This window comes from Mesorhizobium sp. WSM4841 (assembly GCF_055811515.1).
This window is the reverse complement of record NZ_JBVVQC010000024.1, coordinates 21,980-48,059: the sequence shown is the minus strand read 5'-3', so window position 1 is coordinate 48,059 and position 26,080 is coordinate 21,980. Positions and strand designations below refer to the sequence as shown.

At 63.0% G+C, this 26,080-nt stretch carries 20 protein-coding genes and 1 tRNA gene; 9 read left to right on the top strand and 12 right to left on the bottom strand.

The window, feature by feature from the left end; all coding sequences use genetic code 11:
• Positions 1-34: 34 nt before the first annotated feature.
• On the bottom strand, positions 35-1,885 hold the full coding sequence (locus AC0L14_RS24125) for an AsmA family protein (protein WP_123146706.1): 1,851 nt from the start codon (positions 1,883-1,885) through the stop codon (positions 35-37).
• 272 nt (positions 1,886-2,157) lie between these two features.
• Here AC0L14_RS24125 and AC0L14_RS24120 point away from each other — a divergent pair, with 272 nt between their 5' ends.
• Positions 2,158-4,140: an acetoacetate--CoA ligase gene (locus tag AC0L14_RS24120; protein ID WP_473528112.1), complete on the top strand. Its 1,983-nt coding sequence runs from the start codon at positions 2,158-2,160 to the stop codon at positions 4,138-4,140.
• A 469-nt stretch (positions 4,141-4,609) separates the two neighbouring features.
• Here AC0L14_RS24120 and AC0L14_RS24115 read toward each other — a convergent pair whose 3' ends face one another.
• Entirely contained in the window at positions 4,610-8,308 is a 3,699-nt protein-coding gene (locus AC0L14_RS24115) for a PAS domain S-box protein (protein ID WP_473528111.1), read from the bottom strand.
• A 251-nt stretch (positions 8,309-8,559) separates the two neighbouring features.
• Here AC0L14_RS24115 and AC0L14_RS24110 point away from each other — a divergent pair, with 251 nt between their 5' ends.
• Both AC0L14_RS24110 and AC0L14_RS24105 read left to right on the top strand, forming a co-directional pair.
• Complete coding sequence (locus AC0L14_RS24110; protein WP_473528110.1) at positions 8,560-9,009, top strand: phasin; 450 nt, start codon at positions 8,560-8,562, stop codon at positions 9,007-9,009.
• A 432-nt stretch (positions 9,010-9,441) separates the two neighbouring features.
• Positions 9,442-9,518 (top strand) — tRNA-His (locus tag AC0L14_RS24105).
• Positions 9,519-9,563: 45 nt separating this feature from the next.
• Here AC0L14_RS24105 and AC0L14_RS24100 read toward each other — a convergent pair.
• Positions 9,564-11,111 (bottom strand): ROK family protein, encoded by a 1,548-nt coding sequence (locus AC0L14_RS24100; protein WP_473528109.1) that lies wholly within the window; start codon positions 11,109-11,111, stop codon positions 9,564-9,566.
• Positions 11,112-11,127: 16 nt separating this feature from the next.
• Positions 11,128-12,033, bottom strand: a complete 906-nt coding sequence (locus tag AC0L14_RS24095; protein WP_473528108.1) for a tagatose-bisphosphate aldolase — start codon at positions 12,031-12,033, stop codon at positions 11,128-11,130.
• Positions 12,034-12,318: 285 nt separating this feature from the next.
• Between AC0L14_RS24095 and AC0L14_RS24090 the strand changes: the two genes are divergently transcribed.
• From AC0L14_RS24090 to AC0L14_RS24070, 5 genes are all read left to right on the top strand, one after another.
• Positions 12,319-13,224 (top strand): sugar-binding transcriptional regulator, encoded by a 906-nt coding sequence (locus AC0L14_RS24090; protein WP_473528107.1) that lies wholly within the window; start codon positions 12,319-12,321, stop codon positions 13,222-13,224.
• Positions 13,225-13,710: 486 nt separating this feature from the next.
• Positions 13,711-14,691: an ABC transporter substrate-binding protein gene (locus AC0L14_RS24085; protein ID WP_473750938.1), complete on the top strand. Its 981-nt coding sequence runs from the start codon at positions 13,711-13,713 to the stop codon at positions 14,689-14,691.
• Between the two features lie 95 nt (positions 14,692-14,786).
• Positions 14,787-15,839: an ABC transporter permease subunit gene (locus AC0L14_RS24080; protein ID WP_473487156.1), complete on the top strand. Its 1,053-nt coding sequence runs from the start codon at positions 14,787-14,789 to the stop codon at positions 15,837-15,839.
• Positions 15,832-16,587, top strand: a complete 756-nt coding sequence (locus AC0L14_RS24075; protein ID WP_095519375.1) for an ATP-binding cassette domain-containing protein — start codon at positions 15,832-15,834, stop codon at positions 16,585-16,587. Before AC0L14_RS24080 ends, AC0L14_RS24075 begins: the two co-directional genes overlap by 8 nt.
• 766 nt (positions 16,588-17,353) lie before the next feature.
• The gene (locus tag AC0L14_RS24070; protein WP_258122049.1) at positions 17,354-17,608 is read left to right on the top strand and encodes a hypothetical protein; all 255 of its coding nucleotides are present in this window, start codon (positions 17,354-17,356) and stop codon (positions 17,606-17,608) included.
• A gap of 78 nt (positions 17,609-17,686) precedes the next feature.
• On the opposite strand, the gene AC0L14_RS24065 is transcribed toward AC0L14_RS24070, so the two are convergent.
• The 5 genes from AC0L14_RS24065 to AC0L14_RS24045 form a co-directional block, all read right to left on the bottom strand.
• On the bottom strand, positions 17,687-18,169 hold the full coding sequence (locus AC0L14_RS24065) for an ankyrin repeat domain-containing protein (protein WP_473487154.1): 483 nt from the start codon (positions 18,167-18,169) through the stop codon (positions 17,687-17,689).
• Positions 18,117-18,272, bottom strand: coding sequence for a GH-E family nuclease (locus AC0L14_RS24060; RefSeq protein ID WP_473487153.1), 156 nt, complete (start codon positions 18,270-18,272; stop codon positions 18,117-18,119). The genes AC0L14_RS24065 and AC0L14_RS24060 overlap by 53 nt, the downstream gene beginning before the upstream one ends.
• 24 nt (positions 18,273-18,296) lie before the next feature.
• Entirely contained in the window at positions 18,297-19,436 is a 1,140-nt protein-coding gene (locus AC0L14_RS24055; protein WP_473639042.1) for a DmpA family aminopeptidase, read from the bottom strand.
• 53 nt (positions 19,437-19,489) lie between these two features.
• Positions 19,490-21,055, bottom strand: a complete 1,566-nt coding sequence (gene xseA, locus AC0L14_RS24050) for an exodeoxyribonuclease VII large subunit (RefSeq protein ID WP_473750934.1) — start codon at positions 21,053-21,055, stop codon at positions 19,490-19,492.
• Between the two features lie 73 nt (positions 21,056-21,128).
• Positions 21,129-22,085, bottom strand: coding sequence for a LysR substrate-binding domain-containing protein (locus AC0L14_RS24045; RefSeq protein WP_473487150.1), 957 nt, complete (start codon positions 22,083-22,085; stop codon positions 21,129-21,131).
• Positions 22,086-22,259: 174 nt separating this feature from the next.
• Between AC0L14_RS24045 and AC0L14_RS24040 the strand changes: the two genes are divergently transcribed.
• Complete coding sequence (locus AC0L14_RS24040; protein WP_095491361.1) at positions 22,260-22,550, top strand: DUF1127 domain-containing protein; 291 nt, start codon at positions 22,260-22,262, stop codon at positions 22,548-22,550.
• A gap of 166 nt (positions 22,551-22,716) precedes the next feature.
• Here the strand turns inward: AC0L14_RS24040 and AC0L14_RS24035 are convergent, their stop codons facing one another.
• From AC0L14_RS24035 to AC0L14_RS24025, 3 genes are all read right to left on the bottom strand, one after another.
• Positions 22,717-23,595 carry a DUF937 domain-containing protein gene (locus AC0L14_RS24035; RefSeq protein WP_473528103.1) on the bottom strand — a complete coding sequence of 293 codons (879 nt, stop codon included), beginning with the start codon at positions 23,593-23,595 and terminating at the stop codon, positions 22,717-22,719.
• A 164-nt stretch (positions 23,596-23,759) separates the two neighbouring features.
• On the bottom strand, positions 23,760-25,133 hold the full coding sequence (locus AC0L14_RS24030) for a glutamate--cysteine ligase (RefSeq protein ID WP_473750931.1): 1,374 nt from the start codon (positions 25,131-25,133) through the stop codon (positions 23,760-23,762).
• 203 nt (positions 25,134-25,336) lie between these two features.
• Positions 25,337-26,071, bottom strand: a complete 735-nt coding sequence (locus AC0L14_RS24025) for a 16S rRNA (uracil(1498)-N(3))-methyltransferase (protein ID WP_123146723.1) — start codon at positions 26,069-26,071, stop codon at positions 25,337-25,339.
• Positions 26,072-26,080: the final 9 nt, after the last annotated feature.

Sequence of the window (26,080 nt, the reverse complement as noted above, 5' to 3'; positions counted from 1 at the left end):
GCACTCCTGACGACGACCGCGGCAGCCTCGCTGCCTACTTTCCGGAAACCCCGCGGCTTATCGGCGAAATGAACGGCGTGCTCCACGTTCCGCCGACGAAGAACGAAGACTGGTTGGGACCCTGGTTATTTGTCTGCGTGGCTGGCTGGTCCGCCTGAATGATGCCGCCGGACAGCGCCAGCCCGCGCCCGGCGTAGGAGGCGATGCCGGAAAGCCAGATCTTGTACTTCGCCGAATTCGCTTCGGCCTTGTCGATCTTCGCTACACCGTTCGAGATGCTCGCCTTGAGTTCTGCCCCGTCGATCGGCAGCGTTCCGTCGGAGATATCGTCGAGCGCGAAGAACCCGCCCTGTTCGTTGTGTTTGAGAAACGCCGGCAGGTTGAACCGGCTCAACGCGCCCTGGCCGAATTTCGCCGAAACCGAGCCGTCGGCGTTTTCAAAAATGGAATCCCAGGTTCTGCCCGGCCCCTTGAGGATGACCGAAACGGTTCCCGTGCCGATCGGCACCAGTCGCGTCATTCCGGCTGCGGTGCCAAAAGCGCCGCCGTCGATGTCGGAGGCGAGCAGCCTGATCTCGACCTGCGTGCCTCCCGGCTTGCGGTCGAAACGAAGACTGCTCTGGATGTTGCCGCCAAAGGCCGATGCATCGGAAATATCGAAGACGGCAAGACCGTTCTTGACCTGGGCGGCGGCAGCGACGTCGGCAAGCTGGATAGCGCCTGCGGTGGCCTGAGCTGCCGACAGTCTGAGATCGAGATCGATCCGGTCGGCGACGCTTATGTCGATTTCGCCGGGGCCAACGCCGCTCGTAGGCGCCAGGGGTGTGAAGGCGGAGAGAAAGGACCGCAAGTCGAGCGTCTCGAAGGCGAGCGTACCGGCGATCACCGGCCGCGCCTCGCCAAAGGAGAAGTCCAGCGCACCCATTCCCGGATTGTCGTCCAGAGCGATCTCGGTGTTTTCGAATTTAATGCGGCCGGAGGTCGCCGTAACCTTGCTGGAAACGGAAACCGAGCCGATTGCCGCGCCCGGCGCGATGCCGGCCCGCGACCATTCGAGCACGCGCCTGAGCGAGGGTGCGGCAAATTTCGCCTGGCCGTCGAAATAGGCGTTCTCGGACATGCTGGCGACGCCGTCGAAGGAAAAACTGGCAGGGGGCGCCTTGAAGGAAAGCGTCATCGGCGCCGCACCACCCCCAAACAGCACCAGCGGGTTCGACGATGCGGCATCCACAGCGACGCTTTCGCCACGCCAGATCCCGGTCGCCGACAGCGTCGCATTGCTGTTCATTGCACCCCAGTTCGCCTGTCCGCTCAGGCTGCTCAGTATCTCAGCGTCCTTGCCATCGACGGAGGTCACCACGCGGCCGTTCCTGAACTCTACGGTGCCGAATGGATCAGCCGGCAGCTTGCTCAGGTCCGGCTTGGCCGGATTGGCACTGACCACGGCGCGAGCGATGTCGATGGAACGCGTGATGCGTCCGCCTGAAGGCAGGGCAGGCAGGAAAAATCCATGTGCTGCGCGTTGAACCCTGATCGTCGGCCGGATCAGCCGCGCCGTCGAGAACACCACATCGCCCTGCAACGCCGCCATGGCGGAGAGATTGACCTCGACCCGTTCGGCTTCGATCACAGGCGGCGCGTCGCTCTCTGTCCATTGCGAAAGCGTCACGTCGGACAGGATGGCCCGGAAATTCGGCCAGACCTCGATCCGCGGGGCCCCGTCGATGTTGACCCTGAAACCGCTCCATGCACTCATTTCCCAGGCGATGCGGTCGCGCACGATGCGGGTCGAGGCGACCAGCGGAAGGGCGGCAACGGCCAGCGCGATGACGAGCACGGCAACGCCGATCGCCCATATTCCGCGCCGGATCAAAGGTGATGACATGTCGCCCCGTATGCTTCCGTTCCGACAAGAATCGCCCGACGGGTGTAACCCACGGCTGACGCATTTCAAGTCTTTATGGCCCAGCGATGGCATTTGCGCACATCCACGTCGCTCGGCCGAACAAAATCTTGCTCTGCTGCGCCGCGATATGCATAAGCGATGCCAATGCATGTCGCCAAAATCGTCTTGGGATAACGCACACATAAAAACAAAAGTCTAAAGCGCGTCGCGTGAATCTCTTCAAACGTGACGTGCTTTAAGGAGGAACGATCATGGCCGGCGACGTACCGCTCTGGGCACCGACGAAAGACCAGGTCGACGCCGCGCCGATGACTGCCTTCATGCAGGCCGCCACGGCCGCAACCGGCAAGGTTTTTTCCTCCTACGCCGATCTACATCGTTGGTCGATCGACGATCGCGAGGCATTCTGGAGCCTGGTCTGGGATTTTTGCGGGATCGTGGGCGACAAGGGCGCCAGTGGCGGGATCAGTGGCGGCGGGCGCGTGCTTGTCGATGGCGAGAAAATGCCCGGCGCCGCCTTCTTTCCCGACGCGAAGCTGAACTTCGCCGAGAACCTGTTGAAGAAAACCGGGCTCGGTGATGCCATCGTCTTTCGCGGCGAGGACAAGGTCGAGCGCCGGCTCTCCTGGAATGAGCTGCATGCGCTGACCTCGCGGCTGCAGCAGCTTTTCCTGTCGCTCGGGGTGAAACAGGGCGACCGCATCGCCGCCATGATGCCCAACATGCCGGAGACGGTCGCGGCCATGCTGGCGACAGCCTCGATCGGCGCCGTCTGGTCGTCCTGTTCTCCCGATTTCGGCGAACAGGGCGTGCTGGACCGGTTCGGTCAGATCGAGCCTGTCGTTTTCATCGCGCCCGACGGTTACTGGTATAATGGCAAGGCGATCGAGGTCGCCGACAAGATCGCGGCGGTTGCCGCAAAGCTTCCCACCGTCGGCAAGATCCTGATCGTCGACTATCTCGGCACGTCGACCGATGTGGCGGCGACCATAGAGAAGGCGACTGCGCTGGACGAGGCGCTCTCATCCTTTGCCGCCAAGCTCGTAACCTTCGAACGGTTGCCGTTCGCGCATCCGCTCTACATCCTGTTTTCTTCCGGAACGACCGGCATCCCCAAATGCATCGTCCATTCGGCCGGCGGAACGCTGATCCAGCATGTCAAGGAAGAACGGTTCCACGCCGGCCTGCTCGACGGCGACCGCTTCTTTTATTTCACCACCTGCGGCTGGATGATGTGGAACTGGCTGGTGTCCGGCCTGGCATCGGGTGCAACCCTTCTGCTTTATGACGGGTCGCCCTTCTATCCCGACGGCAACGTGCTGTTCGATTTTGCCGACGCCGAGAAGATGACCTATTTCGGCACCTCGGCCAAATTCATCGATTCCGTGCGCAAGGCCGGCCTCAGACCGATCAAAACGCATGATCTTTCCAGCGTGCGCACGATCTCCTCCACCGGCTCGCCACTGTCGCCCGAGGACTTCCGCTTCGTCTATGATGGCATCAAGACGGACGTGCATCTCGCCTCGATCTCCGGCGGCACTGACATCGTCTCCTGCTTCGTGCTCGGCGTGCCGACCGAACCGGTATGGACCGGAGAGATACAGGGGCCTGGTCTCGGCCTCGCCGTCGATGTCTGGGACGACGACGGCCACCCGCTCAGGCAGGAGAAGGGTGAACTCGTCTGCACCAAGGCGTTTCCGGCGATGCCGATCGGCTTCTGGAATGATCCCGAAGGCAAGAAATACCACGCAGCCTATTTCGAGCGCTTCGACAATGTCTGGTGTCACGGCGACTTCGCCGAATGGACCGCTCATGGCGGCCTGATCATCCACGGCCGCTCCGACGCGACGCTCAACCCGGGCGGGGTGCGGATCGGCACGGCGGAGATCTACAATCAGGTCGAGCAGATGCCGGAAATCCTGGAAGCGCTGTGCATCGGCCAGGATTTCGACAACGACGTGCGCGTTGTGCTGTTCGTGCGGCTGGCTCCGGGCGTTGAACTCGACGCCGAGCTGCAAAAACGCATTCGCGCGAAAATCCGCAGCGGCGCGAGCCCCCGCCACGTGCCGGCTAAAATCGTCGCCGTCGCCGACATTCCACGCACCAAATCGGGCAAGATCACCGAACTCGCGGTGCGCGACATGGTGCATGGCCGCGCTGTCAAGAACAAGGAGGCGCTGGCCAATCCCGAAGCGCTCGAGCTGTTCCGCGACCTGCCGGAACTGGCCGATTAGTTCCTCGAAGTGAGCGAGTTTGACAGGTTGCAGGCCTGCTTTGTGGCCATGATTTCATGGTTCGTTGAGTGAACCATCGCAAACGTTCGAGATTGGCCGAAGCTCCTCAACTTCGTCATCCCTGGGCGTAGCAGGAGCGAAGCTCCGTCGCGGAGACCCCAGGATGACGAAGCGATGGACGCTTCAACTAATCTCCAAGACATGAGAACCGTCACGCGTTCAAACGGCAGCCGAGCATGGTTAACGAAATATCTCGCTCGAATTTACCTAGATTTCATGAGTGGTACACATTGGTAAATTTTTCGCGGCGCCGGTAAGGTTTTGTTAAGGGCCGGCATCGATAGTCGTGCGTAACTTGAGGGAGAAATCCCGTTCCTCTAAATCCCCAGAGGATCTGAATTCGCTCAAGCCCCCGATGTAACAGCAATCCAATCATTCAAGGCGTCCTGTTGGACGCCTTTCTTTTTAACTAATCCGCGAGCACGCGGGTCGACGGGAAAGCGACTTCGACCAGGGTGCCCTCGCCGGGGGTCGAGTTGATGGTGAACCGGGCCCGGTTCGCCTCGACCATGGCCTTGGTCAGCGGCAGCCCGAGGCCGGTGCCGTCGCCGCGCCCACGCTTCAGCGCGTTGATCTGTTTGAACGGCTTGAGCGCCTGCTCGATCTCGGACTGGCTCATGCCGATGCCGGTGTCGCGCACGCGCATCACGACGTCGCCGGAGATCTCGTAAGCTGTCGATACGATCACCTGGCCGCCGGCCTGCGTGTAGCGGATGGCATTCGACAGGATGTTCAGCGCGATCTGGCGCACGCTGCGCAGATCGGCCACCACTTCCGGCAGCCGTGAGGCGAAGCTGGAGCGGATGATGACACGTTCGCGGTTGGCTTGCGGCTGCATCATCGCCACTGTCTCGGCCAGCGTGTCGTTGAGCGACACCGCCTCATAGGCCATCTCCTGCTGGCCGGCCTCGATCTTCGAAATGTCGAGCAGGTCGTTGACCAAGTCGAGCACATGGTTGCCCGACCGGTTGATGTCGCGCAGATAGTCGCGGTAGCGGTCATTGGCGACCGGCCCGAATTTCTCGTCGACCATCAGCTCGGAAAACCCGATGATGGCGTTGAGCGGGGTGCGGATCTCGTGGCTGATGCGGGCGAGGAAGTCGGTCTTTTGCGAGGAGGCGCGCTCGGCCACAGCGCGCGCCTGGGTCAGGTCCTCTTCGGCCCGCTTCCATTGGGTGATGTCGCGCACCACCGCGCAGAAGCCGCTGTCGTTGGGCAGGCTGCCGATGGTCATGAACAGCGGAATGAAGCGCCCCTGCGCCTCGCGTCCGATCACCTCGCGGCCGTCGTTGAGCACGCTCGCCACGCCGGGCTCGGACAGTCCGTCGAGATAGTCTCGCGCGGCGCGCTGGCTTTCGATCGCGAACAGCGAGACGAAGGGCTTGCCGGTCACCTCGTCGCTGTCGAAACCGAACAGCGCTTCCGCCGGGCGGCTGATCGAGCGGATCGTTCCGTCTCGGCCGATCAGCACGACGCCGTCGGTCGCGGTGTCGATGATGGTGCGCATCTCGGCGATGCGTGCCTTGAGTTCGGAAGTGTCCGGCTGCGTATGGTCGTCGGCGGCGCCATGCGGAATAGCTGCTGCCTCGTCGTCGCCGGAACGGCGCACGACCAGCATCAGCGCCTTGCCGCCACGCCACGGCACCGAACGCAGAATGGCCTCGATCGGGAACTCCTGACCGTCATGTGTCTTCAACCGCAACGCGTGATCGGTTCCGTCGGGGGCGCTGCCGTCGTAAGGATCGGCAAACAGCGCGCCGAGGCCACCGGCATCCTCCAGATCGTCGAGCGTGTCATAGCCGGTCAGGCTGAGGAATTCCTCATTCGCATAGTGAAGATCGTCGCCGGAATGGATGAGCAGCGGCACCGGCAGCTTGCCGAGGATCGAGATATCCGGAGCCTTGTTGTCATCTGCGGTCGAAAAAGCCGATGGCACGAAGCCTTCGAGCTTGAGCGGCGGCACCGGCAGGCGCGGCGGTTCGATCGGCGCCGGCTCCACGTCGCCGGCATCGCCGATGTCATCGGTTGACGAACCGGCTTCGTCGTCATCGGGCCGCGCCCAATCCTCGTCGTCTTCTGCGTCACGGAAATCGGCAGCCGTCATGCTGTCGTTGTCTTCGGCGGCGGTCGATCGACCACTCGTGTCGGTGGGTTCGACCACCTCTTGCGCCGCCTTGTCCGGCTCCGAAACCGGCGCACCGTCGCTGTTGTCGGCGACATAGTCCCGGTCGGCGTAATCGAGCAGCGAGCCTGAGATGCCGGACACGGTTGCTTCCGGCTGCTCGCCGTCGAGCCTTGCGACATCGTTCTCGTCTTCGACATCGGTTTCGGTCGGTTCCGCCGCAGCCGGTATTGCAGCATCGGGCTGTTCGGTCGGGGGATTGTCCTTCTTGAGCCGCTCGCCGATCTCACGGAATGCACTGCGTTCCAGCGTCGACAGGCCTTTGTCGTTGGCCGGCTGCCTGTGCTCGGCCAACCGGATCACCTTGTCGGCAAAGCGCCGCTCCGGCTTCGGCACGATGGTCAGCGCCGGCACCTCGCCCTGGAACGGGTCGGTTTCGTCAGGCGTTGCGGCGACTTCCGGCTCCACAGCTGCGGTGGCCTCTGCATTGGGGACAAGCGCCATACCGATCGCTTCGGGATCGACCACTGCATCGCTGGTGCGAGCAACGCCGAAGCCGCGAAAACCCTCGAAGGCACGGCTGCGGCCGTAGACAGGCAGCGCCGCCAGGTCGACGGGTATCTTGAAATCGGTGCCGGCAACCGGCCACAGCACGGAGCGGCCGGACCAGGTGTCGCGTCGGTCGAGCAGGCCGGCGATCTCGCCGGACGCATCGAGGTCGAAGGTGGCCGCGACGTCCCTGAAGCGCCGGCCAATCACATCGGCGGCAGGCTTGCCGACGAGTTCCGCGAATTCCGGCGACAGCGCACTGAACCTGCCTTCGGCGTCGGTTCGCCAGACGAAACGCAGGGGCGGCGCCGCGCGGTCGATCGAGGGGATGGCACGCTCAGTCGGGGAGGCGGCCCTGATGGCATCCTGTGCGGAACTTTCCGCCGAAGCATCCGCCTCGACATGTCCGGACGCATCCGGTCCCGGCTTTTGCGCCTCATCCTCGCTGGCGCTGAAATACCAATGGTCATGCTGTGGAGGCATTCCGCCGGCCGCTTCCGGACCCTGCTCGGTCGAATCAGGCGCGGTTGAATCAGGTCCTGTCGAATCGGGCCGGGTCGAATCGGGCCCGATGGCATCGGGAACGTCATGCTCCGCCGACACCGATGTGTCTTCGCCGGCTGCCGGGACTGTCTCTGCCGCATCCGTCTTCGCGACTGCTGCCGGCGCATTGTCCTGTTCTGCCTTTGGCCGGACTGCGGCAACGGCCGCCGCCGCACCGGTTGCGGTTTCCATCCCCGCGCTGCGCTCGCCAGCAGAGGCTTCTTCGGAGTCAAGCCGGTCCTCGTCGATCACCACCAGCAGGTGCCGCTCGTCCGTCAGCCGGGCCAGGCCGGCCGGATAGGAAGTGGTGCCGCCTGGAACGAGGCGTTTGACGATGCGGTCGCTCTCGTGCGCCACATCGGCCACAAGCGCTGCCAGCGTTTCGGGCAAGATGCCGAGCGCCGAAAAACCATCGGAAGCGGCCTCGATGTTGCCCTTGGCGTCGACGAAGGCGATGTAATGACCGTCTTCGGTAAAGCCGCTGATGGCCCGAGCGGCGATCTCGGCGGCGCTGCGCGAGCCGGTCTGCGCCGCCGGCACCGCCAGCATAATCGCGTTTTCGCCGTCAGGCATTGTCACCGTGCTGGCCAGAAAGCCAACCGCGCGGCTGGTCAGGCCGGTTGCCAGCCGCAGCGTGATGGCGCGGTCGCGGCCGATCTGTGGAAAACCGCTTGTCGCCATGATCTGGCGCCTGGCGATCAGCGGCAAGCCTGTCGAGGCGCCGATGATGGCCTCGATGTCGGGATAGCCGAACACCGCTGCCCCTGGTCCGTTTGCCCAGATCACCTGTTCGAGGTCTGCCGACAGAAGCGCGATCGCGTCGCCGGCGGCAAAGCGCTGGCGGACCGCGTCGAGCACGGCGACGTCGAGGAAGGAGTAGTTTTCGGACGGCATGCGCTTTGGGAGCCCTCACACAGCGGCAGTTTGCGGTTAACGCTTTGTTAATAAAAGCCGACGGCGCGAAGGTCCACAAGCCATAGCGTGCAACCGCCGGAATCTCTGGCCTCGTGGTTAACGCTGGGAGAGAAATTCTATGGTGCGCTGCAACAAAGATATTGCAATGCACAAAATTTGCCTTTATATTGCCATCATACATGAACGAGACGGCTTTCTGTCGAAGCCGCTGCCACTGCAAAGGATGGAATATGTCCAGGACCAAGACCGCTGAAAACGTCGAATTCCCGAGCTTCGACGCTTCCAAGGCCACCGACCAGATCCGCGCTTTCGCGGAAAAGGGCGTCGAGCAGTCGAAAGAGGCCTATGCCAAGCTGAAGACCGGCGCCGAAGAGACCCAGAAGGCTCTGGAGTCGACCTTTGAGACCGCCAAGACCGTTTCCAACGACCTGTCGCTCAAGACCATCGCCGCTCTGCGCGCCAATACCGAAGCCGGCTTTTCGCATTTCGAAGCGCTGATCGGCGCCAAGTCGCTGTCGGAAGTCGTCGAGCTGCAGACCGCATTCCTGCGCAAGCGCGTCGAGATGACCGTCGAGCAGGCAAAGGATTTCCAGGCCGTCGCCTCCAAGGCGGCCGAGGACGTCTCCAAGCCGATCAAGTCCGCCTTCGAGAAGGCGATGAGTGAAATTAAGGCCGCCTAATATTTGCGCATATTTCGAAGATGCAACAAAAGGTCGCATTTCTTCGAAGAGGATTATGTGAGATATAGTGGTCAAGCAAATACCCGGCGGGTGGAACCTCCTCCCTCTGCTCTCCGGGGTGACCAGCCAGCACCTCCTCCCGCTGGCTTGTAACAGGAAAAGGCCGGCACCTCCTCCCGCCGGCCTTTTTCTTTGCCCGGCGAAAGGTGACGATCTTTGCCTACAGCGCCGCGCGTCCTCTTGGACGCGCAAAGGACGCTGTAGAGCTTTGGATTTTGCGCATGATCCTTTCCGAAAATCGATTCTGATTTTCGGGTCATGCGCGGCCAAAAGCCTTGAATTAAACTCCGATAGCCCGTATGGACGCATCGCCGAACGACAGAGCGGGTCCCGGAGAATGAACGGTCCATTCGATCCCGCTCGGGCAAGCGTGCCGTTGTAGCTCAGATGGTTAGAGCGCCGGATTGTGGATCCGGAGGTCGCTGGTTCGATCCCAGCCAACGGTACCATCGCTTTATTTGCTAAATCACTGAATTGTTGGGCGGCCGCGCTGCCTATCTGTCAGCCGCAATCGTCGCCTGCAGCCATTGCGTGATGGCATCAAACGCGATCGGTTTGGTCGTGTCGACGTCAAACAGCGGTCCGCGCCGCAGTGGCTCGGCGCGCTTGGCCAGTTCGATCAGTTCGGGGATGTAGGCCGCGCCGGGATGGCCGGCGGGACGCTGGTCGAGCCGTGCGCGATAGCGCTCGGCCAGAACCCCACCGGGAGCATGGCACCAGATTTCGGCGGTCTGCTCGACGCCGGCCCTTCGCAGGTGATCCTCGAGCACCTGGCGCGGCTGGAAGCCGAACCAGGCGTCGACGACAAATATGGTGCCCGCCGGAGCCTCGCCGACGACCGACCAGATGGCGTGGTAACTGGCGCGGCCGAGCGTGCGGTTGAATTCGCGATCGCCGCCGCCGAGCACCTCGAGGAACGGGTTCTTGATCGTATCGAGCGCGAGCAATGGCCAACCCATGCGCTCGGCGATGCCGCGCGAAACGGTGCTTTTGCCGCTGGCGGGGATGCCGTTGACGAGCACGGCGCGCCGGCTGGGCACGGCGCGCCTGGCGGGCACGGCACGCCGGCCGGGCACGGCGCGCCTGGCGGGCACGGCACGCCGGCCGGGTACGGCAAGCCGGCCGGGGTCGAGCCGGGCAGATGGTAAGGACACGGGCGCGACTGCCGCCTTCGTCGCGATCGCTTGCAGACCGGCGCCGATGACGCCGGCATCATCACCCAGTTGCGCCGCTTCGACCGGGCATTGGTACCACGGAGCCAAGGCGGGAGCCCTGGCAAGCGCCCTGTGGGCCGCCAGGCCAAGTCCGCCGCCGAGCACGACCAGGTCAGGGGCGAACATGGCAACCGTCGTATCGATTGCCGCACGCAGCGGGCCGGCCCAGGCTTCCAGTATGCCGCGCGCCAAGGGATCGCCGCCCGCATCCCGGGCAAAAAGCTGATCGACCGAAACATCCGGACCGAGGCCTGCCCGCGCGATGTGACGGCCAAGCGCTGTGCCTGAGCTGGTGGTTTCAACGCAGCCGCGCCGGCCGCAGACGCACGCTTCGCCTGATATGTCGACCGTGATATGGCCGAGCTGCCCCGCCGTCCCCTTGCCGCGGACGATCCGCCGGTCTTGGACCACGGCACCACCAATGCCGGTCCCGATCGTGAACATGACGATGCTTTCATGGCCTCTGGCGGCGCCGAGAGCCATTTCCGCGATCAGTGCCATGTTGCAATCATTGTCGATCACCACGGGCTTGCCCGCCAGGCTTTCCAGTCGTTGCGCCAGGGAGATCGAGGCAAGGTTGACATAGCCTCCGGACAAGACCGCGCCAAGCCGCGCATCGACGCGTCCGGGGACGCCGATGCCGATGGCGGCAACTTCGGGAGAATCGAGCCGGCGCACCATTTCGGCGATCCGGGAGAGCACGAGCTCCGGGTCCGGCGCGCTTTTCTCGGAAATGCGGTCGAGGATTTCGCCCGTGCTGGAAATACGGGCGGCGCGCAGATTGGTGCCGCCGATATCGATTCCTATGGCCATCGAACTAAGAGGCATGACGTCCTGTCATGGACTAAGCGGCCTTCTGCCGGTAGTTTCCGATCACCGCCTGAAGCTCGCGCAATCTCGACACTGCGATGGTCTTAAGCCTTTCCCGCTGAATGTCACGGTCAAGCGAGATGCAGTCCTTCCACAACGACCGGCCGGCGATGACGCCTGACGCGCCGTTCCTCATCGCGATCTCGACCTGGCCCAGGAATGTCGCGTGGTTTACGCCGGCGGAGAGGACCGCCCATGGCACCTCGCCAGCCATGCTGCTGATCCTGGCGCAGGCTTCCGACGTTCCGGGATAAGGAAGTTTGAGCACCTTTGCCCCGCATTCCAGCGAAATCCGGGTGCCCTCTTCGACAAGCCAGGGGACCTTGGCCGTATAGTCTTCAAGGCTTTCCCCTTCGAGCTGATAGGTCAGGAACTCGACGACGAGCAGGAGGTCCTCTTGCGCGAAGTCGGCGATGCATTGGCGCAGAATGGCGACATTGTGCTCATTCGCCTCAGGCCTGTCGGCCCTGAGATAGACCATGATCTTGCCGCCGGTGCCGCCGAGCTCGCGGACGCGGCGCGCGCCGATGCCGGGAGCGAGGCGCGACAGGCGGTAACCGGCGGGCGAGACGTCGAAGCCCGAGGCATCGAGGCCGATGAGCAGAGCCGTATCGCGGTTCAGCACCCCTTCATCGACAACCCGCGGCACCGCGCAGAGCGGGTCGAGCAGCACGCAGGACGCCTGGCTCGCGAGGTATCGCGTGATGTCCGACTTGGTGTCGCCGAGCATGTCGTTGGTGATCTTGGCCTGTTCTGCAGGATCCGCCGCAAGCAAGGTTCGCATGCCGCCACGCTGGTCACAGGCGATGGCCATGATGGCCCCGTCTTGGCCGCATATCTGCTGGTACCCGCGCAACTCTGCGGTCGTCATCTTTGTCATGGTCTTCTGTCCGATGTTGGCGCGCCCATTCACCAGGGCGCAGATCCGTGGAACAAGAAAGGTTTAGTTCTTACCTGCCTGTCGGCGGGAGAATTTGCCGCTTTGATGCGCTATCGAACCGAGAAATTTGGCCCTGGCCCCGCAATTTGCCGTGGAAACGAGCCCACGTTGCGAGTCAGCCGAATTTGCGCGATAACTGCCATCGGTCGAGGTCTGTAACACATTGCTGAAAGGAATTGCAAGCTGGCTGTCCCTCCCGCACAAGATGCGGCCGCATCGCGGACGATGCTGCATACGGTCGCCAAACTGCACTATGAGGCTGACATGTCGCAGGTCGATATCGCGCGGCGGCTTGGTGTCTCCACCGCGACGATATCGCGTCTCCTGCAGCGGGCGAGAGCAGAGGGCATCGTGCGGATCGAGGTTCTCGATCTTGCAACGCCCGAAGGCATCACCACGCAATTGGTCGAGGGACTCGGACTTCGCGTCGCGACGGTCATCGAAACGCCGGCGGCCGGTGCGCTGACGGCCCTCGCTGCGCCGCTCGGCGCCTTGCTCAAGCAAGCGGAACTGACGGCCGGCTCCGTGGTCGCCATTGGCTGGGGGCGAGCCATTCGCGAGGTTATCCAGGCAGGCCTGCCTCGCATTCCCGGCGTTCTTACCGTCGCTGCCACCGGCGGTATGCAGCAGCAGGCGCCGCATTTTCAGATCAACGAGTTTGTCCGGCTCGCCGCCGAAGAGTTCGGCGGGACGCCGCATTTCATCCATGCGCCCTATCTGCCGTCCTCCGAGTTGCGTGAGGTCTTCCTCGGCGATGCGGCCATCCGCGACAGCGTCGCGCTTTGGGACCGGACCGACGTTGCGATCGTCGGCGTCGGCCTGCCCCATGCCATCAATCCGCCCGAAGCGAGTGCGGCCACGCTGAGCGAACAGGCCCTGTTTCATGCGGCTGGAGACGTTATCCGTCATTACTTCGACGCCGAAGGCACGCTCATCCCGTGGGAGGGGGAGGGCCGGATGATCGCAATGTCGCCGGCCCAGCTTCGAGCCGTCCCCCTGTCGATCGGCGTTGCCGCCTCGCCGGAGAAGGCGATGGCCATCATCGGTGCCGTCCGCGCCGGGCTTATCAACGCGCTGGTTACAGACACGAAGACGGCCCAGGCCATCCTCGAGGCTCTCTTGCCCCGATAATGGTGGCACGCCGATGTGTGACATCGGCACACCTGATCGATCCCAAACTGATCGACATCAGACGCGGCTCGTGAGCCCGCCGCCGCGAAGTCATCAGTTGTGTCGTCAAGGAGTTGGGGCAATAGTCTGCGTGAGGGCTCTGCGGAGCAGACAGATGGTGTCCGGTTTGAAAGCGTTTCGATCTCGGAAATACCCGGTTGCAATTTCTTTCAGCAAAGTGTTACAACCTTGCGGCTAGGCAAGCATGCGCGCCGAGCGGCGCTGTTCCCTGCACCTTGCGGAGGCTAGGAACGGGACTGCGCATCAGCTGGTCGGTTTCGACTGGCCGACCTAACGACTGGGGGGCGCTCGGGAGGAAAGCTGCCCATAACAGCAAGCAGGCGAACCTGGTTCTCGCCGCCAGCACTTCACATAGCCGGAACGAATTGACGGCCATTTCAATGTCGATCGCAACGGCAAATCTGCCAACACCATGAGGAGGATGTTATGAAGAAGATTGTTGCCGTCCTGGCGGCTCTCGCCATCTGCGCAGCGGCGCTGGTCACGCCGGCGTTGGCGCAGGACAAAAAGTTCACCATTGCGCTCATTCCGGGTCTTACCACCGACGGCTTTTATATCACCATGCGCAAGGGAGCCCAGGCGGCAGCCGATGCCCTTGGCGTGACCCTGGTTTTCCAGGGCGCCCCGGATTTCAATCCGGTAACGCAAGTCCCCGTGCTTGACGCGGTCATCGCCAAGAAGCCGGACGCCATCCTGATCGCGCCGACCGACAAGGTTCAATTGGTCGAGCCGCTCCGCAAGGCCAACGATGCCGGCATTCCGGTGATCACCGTCGACACTTTCATCGGCAGCGGCGTCTACCAGACCGGCGCCGGCGAGGCGGATTTCCCACTGTCCTATATCGCTTCGGACAATATTCTGGGCGGCGAGATCGCCGCGCGGGCATTGGCCAAGGCCATAGGCGACAAGGGCAAGGTCTACGTTTCGAATGTGAAGCCCGGCATTTCGACTACCGACCAGCGTGAAGAGGGCTTCAAGAAGGAGATGGCGGCCAACCATCCCGGCATCACCGTTCTCGAAACCCAGTTCAATGACAACGACGCCAACAAGGCCGCCTCGCAGCTGCAGGCTGTGTTCGCGCGCAATCCCGATCTCGTTGGGGTGTTCGGTGCAAATCTGTTCTCGGCGCTCGGCGCAGCGAATGGCGTCCAGCAGGCCGGGCAGACCGGCACCGTCAAGGTCGTGGCGTTCGACGCGCCGACCAGCATTGTCGATAACATCAACACCGGCCTTGTCGACGTGGCGATTGCCCAGCATCCCGCGGAAATCGGCTATTTCGGCGTCATGTCGGCCTATGCCCATCTGACGGACCAGTCGATCCCGGTTGCGGTCGGCACCGGCTTTACGATCATGGACAAGGCCAACATCGCCGACCCGAACATCTCGAAGTACCTCTATTCCGAATAAGTCCAGCCAGTCTCCTTCCGGCCTGCCGGAATGAGACCTGCGCCGGGTCTCTTGACCCTGTTTGTCGGAGGCCGCTCTGCGGATCGGAACCATTCATGACTTCAACATCACCAATCGAAACGCATGTCGCTCCTCAGGCGGATCACGGTGACCCGGCCAGGAGTTGGCTCGCACGCATCGCCGAAGGACGCGCCTGGCTGTTCCTCGCGGGCCTGATCATCTGTTTCGAGGTCTGGTCCAGGCTCTCCTTCGGCGCGACCTTCGTGCTCAACCCGTTCAACGTGCAGTCCATTGCAATATTTGCCGTGGCGCCGCTGCTGCTGGCGACCGGGCAGACCTTCGTCATCATTTCGGGAGGCATCGACCTCTCGCTGGGCTTCATCATGGGTCTCGCGGCCGTGGTTGCGGCCCACGCCACGAATATGGCTGGCATCGCCATGCCGGTGCCTCTGGCCATGACGTTGGGCATTCTGGCGGCCGTGATCGTCGCCGGAGTGCCTGGCGTCATCAATGGCTTGCTGATCTCGCGCCTCAGAATTCCACCCTTCATCGGCACGCTTGGCATGTTTGGCGTGGCGCGTGGCGCTGCGTTCCTGCTGGCCGGCGGCACAACAGTACCGGTCCAGAATTCCTGGTTCGCGCTGCTTGGCAACGGCAGGTTCTACGGTGTGCCTTATCTCGTCATCATTGCCGCCGTCTTTGTCGTCGTGATGCACTACATCCTGAGCCAGACCCGGTTCGGCCAGCACAACTACGCCATCGGCGCCAATGTGCAGGCGGCGCGTCGCGCCGGCATCGACATCAGGGGCCACATCCTGCGCCTCTACGTGCTTTCGGCGATGTGCGCCGGCCTCGGGGGCGCGCTCTATGCAGCGCGCTTCACCGCGGGCGCCGCCCAGGCCGGCGAACCCTTGCTGCTCGACAGTGTCGCAGCGGTGGTGATCGGCGGCGCCAGCCTGTTCGGTGGTTCCGGCACCATCTTCGGGACGGTTGCCGGCGCCTTGGTGATCGCGGTCATTCAATACGGGCTGGTTTTCGTCAATGTCGAGCCGTTCTGGCAGTTCATCGCCGTCGGTCTCGTCATCATTATCTCCGTCCTTATCGACCAGGCGCAGCGCCGGTTCAGTGGAGCTCGCCAGGATGAATAGTTCCGAACAAACCACCCCCCTTCTCGAAGTCCGACACCTTTCCAAGCATTTCGGTGCGGTGCAGGCGCTGAACGATTTCTCCATGGCCGTGCGGCCGGGCGAAGTGGTGGCGCTGGCGGGCGACAACGGCGCCGGCAAGACGACGCTGATCAAGGCGATATCGGGCGTCTTTCAGCCGACCGGCGGTGAAATTCTGCTGAGAGGGCAGCCGGTCACCTTCGCGACGCCGCAGGAGGCGCGCGAAAAAGGCATCGAGACCATTTACCAGGATCTCGCGCTCGCCGACAATTTGTCCATCGGCGCCAATATATTCCTCGGCCGTGAACCCATGCGCAAGGCCTTCGGTTTCTTGCCGGTGCTCGATCGCAAGGCCATGGCCGTCGCCGCCAAGCAGACCATGGGACGGCTGGACTTCCATGTCAGCCGGCTCGACGCCCCGGTCAGCAATTTCTCCGGCGGTCAACGGCAGGCTGTTGCCATCGGCCGGGCCGTCTATTGGGACGCGCAGATCCTGATCATGGACGAACCGACCGCGGCCCTCGGGGTCCCGGAGCAGCGCAAGGTCATTTCGCTCATCCACCAGCTCAAGGCGCAAGGCCGGGGCGTGATCTTCATCTCGCACAATCTGCAGGATATTTTCGCCGTTTCCGACCGCATCGTCGTGCTGCGCCGGGGCGTTCAGGCCGGCGAGCGCAAGATCTCGGAGACCAACCATGACGAAGTCGTCAAGCTCATGGTTGGCGGCTAATGCATGTCGCCCAAAAGCTTGCCCTCGGGCTTGACCCGAGGGTGCGCAGCGGTTTTGGGACAACGACATGCATAAAAACAAAACTTAAAGCGCGTCGCATGAAATCCCTTCAGACGCGACGCGCTTTAGGCCGAACCTTTCGATTGCGGAAACACGCATTTCCCCGAGGGGATCAGCTTCCCGGGTGGCGAGCCGGCTAAGCCGGCAATTTCTCCGGCGAGAAGCGACTGCGACAGGATCGCTGGCACAGGTACCGCGCCTAGCTGCTCAGCATCTCAATGCGCCCGCCCGATTTCCGGCGAAATATGCTCGCCCCCGACGATGACAAAATGCCATCCAGATACGCTCGGCGCGGCGGAAAGAAGCAGGATGGCGAGCAGAGTCGACATTGCCTGAGGATGTCACTATATAGCGGCGGCTTTGGCCGCGTATCCTAGGATCGCGCAGCGAATGGCGCCGCAAACGTGCCACGTATGTGACATCTATTGTCATACAAATTGACTGGATTACCGGAAAAAAGCAAGTAGAAACAATGGCGCGATCCGGGACATGATCCCAGCCAACGGTGCCAGTCTGCTCAAGAAAATAGAATCTCCTCAAGAATTAGAATGTGCTCCTTGAACCTTCGATTTCCGTCAGCCCTGTGGAGCTTGGGCAAGATCGGCTTGCCGGGTGACGGCGACTCGGTTGGAATAGGAGCGTGCATCTTTTCGGGGATGCCGGCGTTTATGATTACCAACCGGCGCAGCCGCCAGGGAACAGCAGCATGAGCGAACACGCGATCGAGTTCTTGCAGGAGTGGATCGGCGAAAAGGTCCACTGCCAGTCCTCGCTGGACAGGATCGAGGAGCAGGCCGAGACCCTCGCCAGGGAATGCGCGGCCAAGGCGGCTGAGGCCGGCATACCGCTGGAGGATATCCAGGAAGAGGTCGGCGACATTCAGGAACTTATCGCGTCGAGGCTGGAAGAGGCGGCTGAGGCCGACCAGGACGAAAAGAATTCGGACAAGCCTGCCGAGTGATACGGTCTGTTCCTGGCGCCAGCGATTTGAAGCACAGCATACGCCATTACCTGCCTGCTGAGTGAGCCTAGCAGGCTTTCAGCCCAGGAACGCGCTGATATCGTAATTTCCAATGGTCTTTGCGAGGTCTTCCGGCGAAGAGCCATGCTTGTTTTTCAGCGTTTTATCTGAGCCAGCTGAGAGAAGGAGCTTGATCAACTCGCCACGGCCCCGTGATTCAAACACGGCACGCCACAGGGGCGTGTTTCCATGAACGTCTTGGGCAGAAACATCTGCGCCGCCCTTGACTAGAAGTTCCGCCGCTTCGAGCCGATATTCACGAGCGGCAAAGTGCAGCGGTGTTTCCAGATTCTTGTCCTGCACATTCACGTTCGATCCACGCTCGATCAGTGCAGCGACGATTGCGGTGTCTCCGTCTTTTGTCGCGTAAAACAACGGCGTCCGACCGTCGCGATCTAACACATCGACATCCTCCCCCTCTGAGATGGCCTGGATGACTTCAGGCGAGCTATGTCTCATCACCGCCTTGTGTACGGGTGCGGGACCATCTGGGTTGCTCATACTTATGGCTCCGATTGGACGATGGGTCTTCCAATTGATATTTGTTAGGGCCGTTTATTCGTTGAACTGCTTTTGGGTTAATCCTTCGCAGCTTCAGGGCCATTCCGGGCCGAACCCGGGGAAAGTATCAACCAAGATCTACGCTGGGCCTCGCACCGAATTTGCCCTTGAGCCATGCCTTCGGCAGCGCCGGCACGAAATTGCCGTCGCGCCCGGTCATGTCGTCATTGGCGACCAGCGCATTGAGGATTGCTTCCTCCACACATTCGATCACGGCGTCGAAGAACGGGTCGATGTCGGTATCCGGGATAAAATCGGCGCTGGCGATGCGGCCTGACGGCGCCAGCGCCGCCTCGCGGTTGGCGGTCGAAAAGGCGAGGAAAATATCGCCCGAGCTATGATAGCCGAAGCCGCCGGTCATGGCGACGCCGAGCGGCGCCCGGCGGGCCAGCCGCTTCATCTGATGCGGCAGCAACGGCGCATCGGTGGCGACGATCCCGATGATTGAGCCCTTTTCGGCGCGCGGCGTGCTTTCGCGGATCGCCGGTTCCACGAGATCTGGCCCGGCGCGCAAGTCGCGAATGGTGAAATTGCTCCGCTTGCCGAAATTCGCCTGCACGAACGCGCCGACCGTGTAGCGCCGGCCGTGCCATTCGACGATGCGCGATGCCGTGCCGGAGCCTGCCTTGAAAGCGAAGGCGATCATGCCGGTGCCGCCGCCGACGCTGCCTTCCTCGATCGATCCGCTGGTCGCGCCATCGAGTGCCGCGGCGACATGTTCGAACCTGAGATGGTGGCCGTTGATGTCGTTCAGGAAGCCGTCATAGGTTTCCGCCGCCACCGGCAGACCCCAGCCGCTGTCGAGCGCGGCCGGCAGCACGCGCTGCATCCAGCGCAGCGTTCCGTCGCGTGAAACGCCGCAGGAATGCGTGTTGGTGATGGTGATCGGCAAATTGAAGGCACCGGTTTCCTCGATGATGTGCGAGCCGGTCAATTCGCCATTGCCGTTCTGGCTGAAGATACCGGCAAAGACCGGCGTGGCGAGATCGTCGCGCGGTCTGGGCAGGATAGCGGTCACGCCGGTGCGCACCGGTCCCTTGCCGACCACCAGCGCACCATCGCCCGAAATCAGCGTCGAATAGCCAACCGCAACGCCAGCCACATCGGTGATGGCGTTGAACGGTCCGGGCGTGCCGTCAAAACTAATGCCGAAGGCTCTTGCACGCGACCTGCCGGAAGGCGTCCGGTGATGTGGATTGCCGGTCATGGGCATTCAGAAGTCATCGGGATTATGGGCGCCTGAAAATAATCATTGGGCACTTAGAACAGGGAGCCTTGATTGCCGGGCTCCTTGGCTTTGGCGGCCGGCTTTGCAATTGTTTTCGGTCTTGCGGTACCGCTGGTCGCAATCGCATCGGCGGTTCCGTCAGCGAACTCCAGCGAAAGTGCCGTACCCGGCACCACTTCCGCAGCTTGCTTGATCACTGCGCCGTCGGCGTCTTTCACCAAGGCGAAGCCCCGCGCCAGCACCGCCTTGTGCGACAGCGTCGCCAGCAGCCGGTCGGCCTGGGTCAGTTTTCCGCGCAAGCGTTCGAGCCGCACCGAAATCACCCGGTCCTGTCGCCGCGACAGCGCCGCCAGGGCATCGGCCTGCAATTTCTGCCGCCTTGCGATCGGCGCGGGCGACAACCGCGCCGCGGTGCGCGAAAACCGCGTTCGCCGCTCGCGCACGATGGCGAAGAACGCCGCCTGCGCACGGGCGAGATCACGGCCGGCCAGCGTGCGCGCCTCGTTCATGCGTCGAGACAGGGTGGCCGGCGTCAGCCGCTGCGCTTGAAGCCTGGCTCGCTTGCGCTGGACGCTGACGGACAGCGCCCGGCCGAGCCGGCTCGTCGCCTCGTCGAAACGCCGGCGCGGCAGCGCCAGCAGCTGGTCGGGCGAGGGCAGCGCGCGCGCGGCGGCACGCACCGCCTGGCGCTTGCGTTCGAAATTGCGCGATGCCGCAGTCTTGAGCCGCGCACCAAGGCTGGCAAGTGTTACTTCGAGGTCGGCGCGCACGGGCACGGCGATTTCGGCGGCACCCGTCGGCGTCGGCGCCCGCACATCCGCCGCCAGGTCGATCAGCGTCCAGTCCGTTTCATGGCCGACAGCGGAGATCACCGGAATGCGTGAGGCGGCGACGGCGCGGGCCAGTGCCTCGTCATTGAACCCCCAAAGGTCCTCGAGGCTGCCGCCGCCGCGCGCCACGATCAACAGGTCGGGGTGCGGAATAATGCCATCCTGCGCCAGCGCGTTGAAGCCGTTGACGGCGGCGGTCACTTCCGCGCCTGCCGTCTCGCCCTGCACCCGTACCGGCCAGACAAGCACGTGCAGCGGAAACCGGTCCTTGATCCGGTGTATGATGTCGCGGATGACGGAGCCTGTCGGCGAGGTGACGACGCCGATGACGCGCGGCATGAACGGCAGCAAGCGCTTGCGGCCGGCATCGAACAGGCCTTCGGCCTGCAGCCGGCGCTTGCGCTCTTCCAGCAGCGCCATCAGCGCCCCGGCGCCGGCCGGCTCCAGATTGTCGATGACGATCTGGTAGGTGGACTTTCCGGGATAGGTGGTGAGCCGGCCGGTGGCGATCACCTCCATGCCTTCTTCGGGGCGGAATTTCAGCCGGCTCATCGCGGTCTTCCAGACCACGGCGTCGAGCCGTGCGCGGTCGTCCTTGAGGCAGAAATAGGCATGGCCGGAGGAATGCGGCCCGCGATAGCCTGATATTTCGCCGCGCACCCGCACATTGCCGAAGACGTCCTCGACTGTGCGCTTCAGCGCGCCGGAAATCTCGCTCACCGTGTATTCGGTGGCGTTGGTGCGTGATTCGGATACTGCGTCGCTCATTGGCCGATTGGGGGGCGGTTGTCCGTCCGCGTCAAGACGGCTGTGTCCGGTGCCGGCCAATTGCGGGGGTTTTTCACCAGCCCGGCGAGATCTGGTTCGGCTTGGTCCGCTTCGTCTTAGAGAAGGCAAATGCCGGGAAGTCGAAGCTTCCCGTATCTTCGCCGAGCGGCACGGAAATATTGTCGAGGCTTTCCGAAATGTGGCGGGCCAGCGCGTCGACGATCTCCGGCCGCGACGTCTGGCCGCGCATGATGCCGATGCGGCAATCGGGCAGCGCGCCGAACCCGTCGGGTTCGCCCAGAACCCGCATGCCGGGCCGCAGCGCGCATTCCGGCAGCACCGAGATCGCCAGGCCGGAAAGCACCGCGGCGGTGATGACGGTTGCCGAGAAGCTGGTGAACAGGATGCGGTAGTCGCGGTTCTGCCGGTCGAGCACGTCGACCGCAGCCCGCCGCCAGATGCAGTTCGGCCGGCCGAAGGCCATCGGCAGAACTTCCTGTTCATGCGTGGCGTGGTTGGCCGAAGTGACCCACAGCAGCGGTTCGCGCCGCACCACTTCCGACTGGCCGTGTGCGTCATTGTGCGTCACCAGCGCCAGATCGAGATTGCCGCGCTTGATATGATCGACCAGGCCCGGCGTCGGCTCGCAGATCACGGTCAGCTCGACACGTGGATTGGAACGGGCGAAGCGGGCCATGATCTCGGGCAGGAAACGATCGGCATAGTCGTCCGGCGTGCCGATGCGGATCGTGCCTTCGAGCCGCCGGTCGTCGAAGGCGGCCAGCGTTTCCCGATTGAGGAACAGCAGCCGTCTTGCGTAGGAGAGCAGCCTGTCGCCTTCCTCGGTCAGCCTGTTGGTGCGCCCGTCCTTTTCGAACAGCGGCTTGCCGATCCGTTCCTCCAGCCGGCGCATCTGCATGGACACCGCCGACTGGGTCCGATGCACGGCTTCCGCCGCGCGGGTGAAGCTGCCGGTGTCGACGATTGAGACGAAGGTCTGCAACTGATCGAGATCGAGTGGCGCTTTCATCGTTCCCATCCATCACTGCTGTTGATGCTAAAGATTAGAAACATTCGTTGGATTAATCAATCGAACGATGGCAAATTTACGACTGTCCACATGACGGCATGTGAATCGGGACCGGAACGGCCGCTTACCAGCGCCGATCGCCCGTCTTCGTCCGTTCGACTGAAGGAGACTGACATGGCTACGTTTGATTTCGCCACCGAGACCTCGCGCATCACGTCGCGTCCGGCTATTGCGACGCGCGTGGTCAACACCATCTCCAACGTCTACCGCGCCTGGAAAAACCGCCGCGCCTTCTATCGCCTTGGCGAGATGTCGGATGCCGAACTTGCCGACATCGGCTTGACGCGCGCCGATCTCCACGTCGCCATCGAGGTGCCGTTCGGCCGCGATCCAACCGAGAGGCTTCGCGTCATCGCGGCCGATCGCGTAGACACGATCGAGGATCTTGCCCGCAAAGTGACCTGATCGCGATGGTTGCGTGCCCTTGGGGTGCGCGGCGCTATAGGATTTCGCAGGCTCCCACTCCCTGCCGGTTCCCCGCCGGCCCGCCTGCACACTGCCCGGTCCTCCCAAGGATCGGGCATTTTTCTTTGGGCGACGCTCAAGATCAGATTGCGGCCGCCTCGTCGGTTTAGCGCCGATCCATGCCTCGCTTGAACTGATCGAAGATCGATTCCATGCCCTTCTGGTAATCGTCACGCTGCTGCGCGCCCGCCTCGAACATCTTGCCGAACAAATCATCGAACGGATTGCGTGGCCTGCCGCTCGGATTGGCCTGTGGCTGCGGCGCTTCGCGCTGCTGCGGCGCTTCGCGCTGCGGCTGTTGCGCGCCGCCGCCGAACATATCCTGCAGCACCTTGCCGAGCGGATTGTCGCCATAGGGATTGGGTGCCTGCTGCGGCTGCTGCGCGCCGCCGAACATGTCCTGCAGCACCTTGCCGAACGGATTGTCCATCGGGCCGGGCTGCGGCCCCTGGCGCTGCTGTGGTGCCGGCGCCTGTGCGCCGCCGCCAGCTTGCCGCATCATCTGCTCGATGATCTCGCCGAGCGGATTGCCGCCGCCGCCGAATCCGCCTGCTGCCTGCATCTGATTTGTGGTCTGCTTGAACAGTCCGCCCATCATCATCGAAGCCACGGCCGGCAGCATCTGCTGCAGGACCTGCTGGCTGACGCCGCTCGCCTGCGCAGCCTGGCTGGCAACGGCGCGGGACAGCTCTTTTGAGCCGAACAGATGGCCAAGAATGCCGTTGCCTTCATCGACGCCCTGCGGCGAGAAGGCCCGGCTTGCGTCCTCGAAATATTTGGCGTGCTGGCCGCTGGCCATTGCCGTCATGAACGCGCCGAGCCCGTAAGGATCGGAGGTGCTGCGCTTCAGCCCCTGTGAAAAGGCCGGCAGCAGCGCCTCGACCGCCGATTGCGCTTGCTGCTGCGAAAGCCCGAACTGTTGGGCCAGGGCCAGCATGCCATTGCCGTTCTGCGCCTGCGCCAGAATGTCGAACAAGGAAGGCATTGGTTTTCTCCTCGGGGAAATTCTCGTAGGAGCGAGCCTATCGCATCGGCCCGAAAATCGGAATCGATTTTCGGAAAAGCACCGATGCGTAGGCTCAAAGAGACCTAGAGCGTCCTTCGCGGGTCCAAACGGACGCGCGGCGCCCTTATTCGCTTCCATAACGGTTAATACGCATATTCCATGAACACCGGCTCGATCGAGCCGCCCCAGCGGGTATGATAGGCGGAGAGCAGCTCCTCGGCGCTGGTGGTGCCGCGTGCGACGACTTCGTCCAGCGTGCTGAGGAACGACGTTTCGTCGTAGCCGTCGCGGTTCTTGCGGCCGCGGTTCTTCAGCCCCATGCGCGAGATGACGAGCACGTCGCGGGCGATCTCGCGCAGCGTCGTGTTGCGGAACGGCGCCGAAATGCCCTGTTCCGGCACGGCGTTGCGCATCGCCAGCACTTCTTCATAGGTCCAGCTCGAGGTCAGCGCCTCGGCCGCGTCGAGCGCCGCCGCGTCATAGAGCAGCCCGACCCAGAAGGCCGGCAGCGCGCAGATGCGCCGCCACGGTCCGCCATCGGCGCCGCGCATTTCAAGGAAGCGCTTCAATCGCACGTCGGGAAACAGCGTCGACAGATGGTTCGCCCAATCGCCCATCGTCGGCAGCCCGTCGGGGATCTCGTTGAGGGCCGCACCTGCCATGAACTGGCGGAAGGTGACGTGCGTCATGTCGTGGTACTGGCTGTCGCGGATGACGAAGTACATGGGCACGTCGAGCGCCCATTCGACATAGTCGGCGAAGCCGAAATCGGGCGAGAAGCAGAAGTCGAGCAGGCCCGAGCGCTGGTTGTCGGTGTCGCGCCAGATGTCGCCGCGCCAGCTCTGAAATCCGTTGGGCCGGCCCTCGGTGAACGGCGAGTTGGCGAACAGCGCCGTCGACAGCGGCTGCAGCTTCAGCGACACCTGCATCTTGCGGCGCATGTCGGCCTCGCTCTCGAAGTCGAGATTCACCTGGATGGTGCAGGTGCGGTACATCATGTCGAGGCCTTTGGTGCCGACCTTGGGCATGTAGCGCGTCATGATCTCGTAGCGCGATTTCGGCATTTTCGGCGTCTCGGCCAGCGACCATTTCGGGCTGCCGCCGAGGCCGAGGAAACGGATGCCCATCGGCTCGGCGATCTCGCGCACCTGCGCCAGATGCGCATTGCCCTCGCGGCAGGTCTGGTGGATCGTCTCCAGCGGCGCGCCGGACAATTCGAACTGGCCGCCGGGCTCCAGCGAGATCGCGCCCTGGCCGGTCGGCTCGACCAGCCCGATAATGCGTCCGGCATCCATGATCGGATCCCAGCCGAGTTTTTCCTGCATGCCTTCGAGAATGGCGCGGATGCCGTGATCGCCGCCATAGGGCACTGGCGCATTGCCGTCGACATAGAATGGGAATTTCTCGTGTTCGGTGCCGATGCGCCATTTGTCGCGCGGCTTGTTGCCTTCAGCCAGATGCTCGACAAGCTCGTCGACGCCTTCGATCGGCCGGAAATCGGTTGTGTCGCGCGCCATGAACAGCCCTCCGACGCATGACCCGAAAATCGGCATCGATTTTCGCTGGGGATCATGCGCCAAACCAAGTGCTACAACGTCCTATGCGCGTCCGAAAGGACACGCGGCGCTGTAGGCGGCCGGACGACCGCCGGCGCTAGATGGACGAAATGTCAGTAGGCGATCAAGCGAAAAATCCTGAGCCACAGGGTAATTGGAATTGATCACCAATCCCCGACCGTCGCCTGTATCACCGCCAGTGCCGCCACCGCAGCCGTGTCGGCGCGCAGGATGCGCGGACCGAGCGGAATGGCCGTGACGAAAGGCAGCGCCCTCAGCATCCTCCGTTCCTCGTCGGAAAACCCGCCCTCGGGCCCGACCAGCAGCCCGAACTTCTTCTCCCGTAGCGCTTGCAGCGCCGGCAGCGGATTGTTGGTGGAGGCATCCTCGTCGCAGAAGATCAACCGCCGCTCCTTGTCCCAGCCGGCCAGCAGGCGTTCGAATTTTTCCGCTTCGCGCACGTCCGGCACCGCCAGGATGCCGCATTGTTCGGCGGCCTCGACGACATTGGCACGCACGCGTTCGATGCCGGGCTTTGCCACTTGCGTGTGCTGGGTGATGACCGGTTGCAGGACGCCGGCGCCCATCTCGACCGCCTTCTGCACCAGATAATCGAGCCGACCCTGCTTTATCGGCGCAAAGCAGTAGACGAGATCTGGCAGCGGCGGCTGCGGCCGCTGCAAGGCCAGCACCTTCAGGCGTACCGCCTTTTTTGATTTGGCGGCGATCGCCGCCGACCATTCGCCGTCGCGGCCGTTGAACAACAGGACTTCGGCACCTTCGCCGAGCCGCAGCACATGCATCAGGTAGTGGCTATGCTGCGGGCTCGCCTCGAACTCGATATCCGGTCCGAGGTCGTCCGGCACGAACAGCCGCTGCATCTTGTAATTGGCGCGCATCGCCGAGGA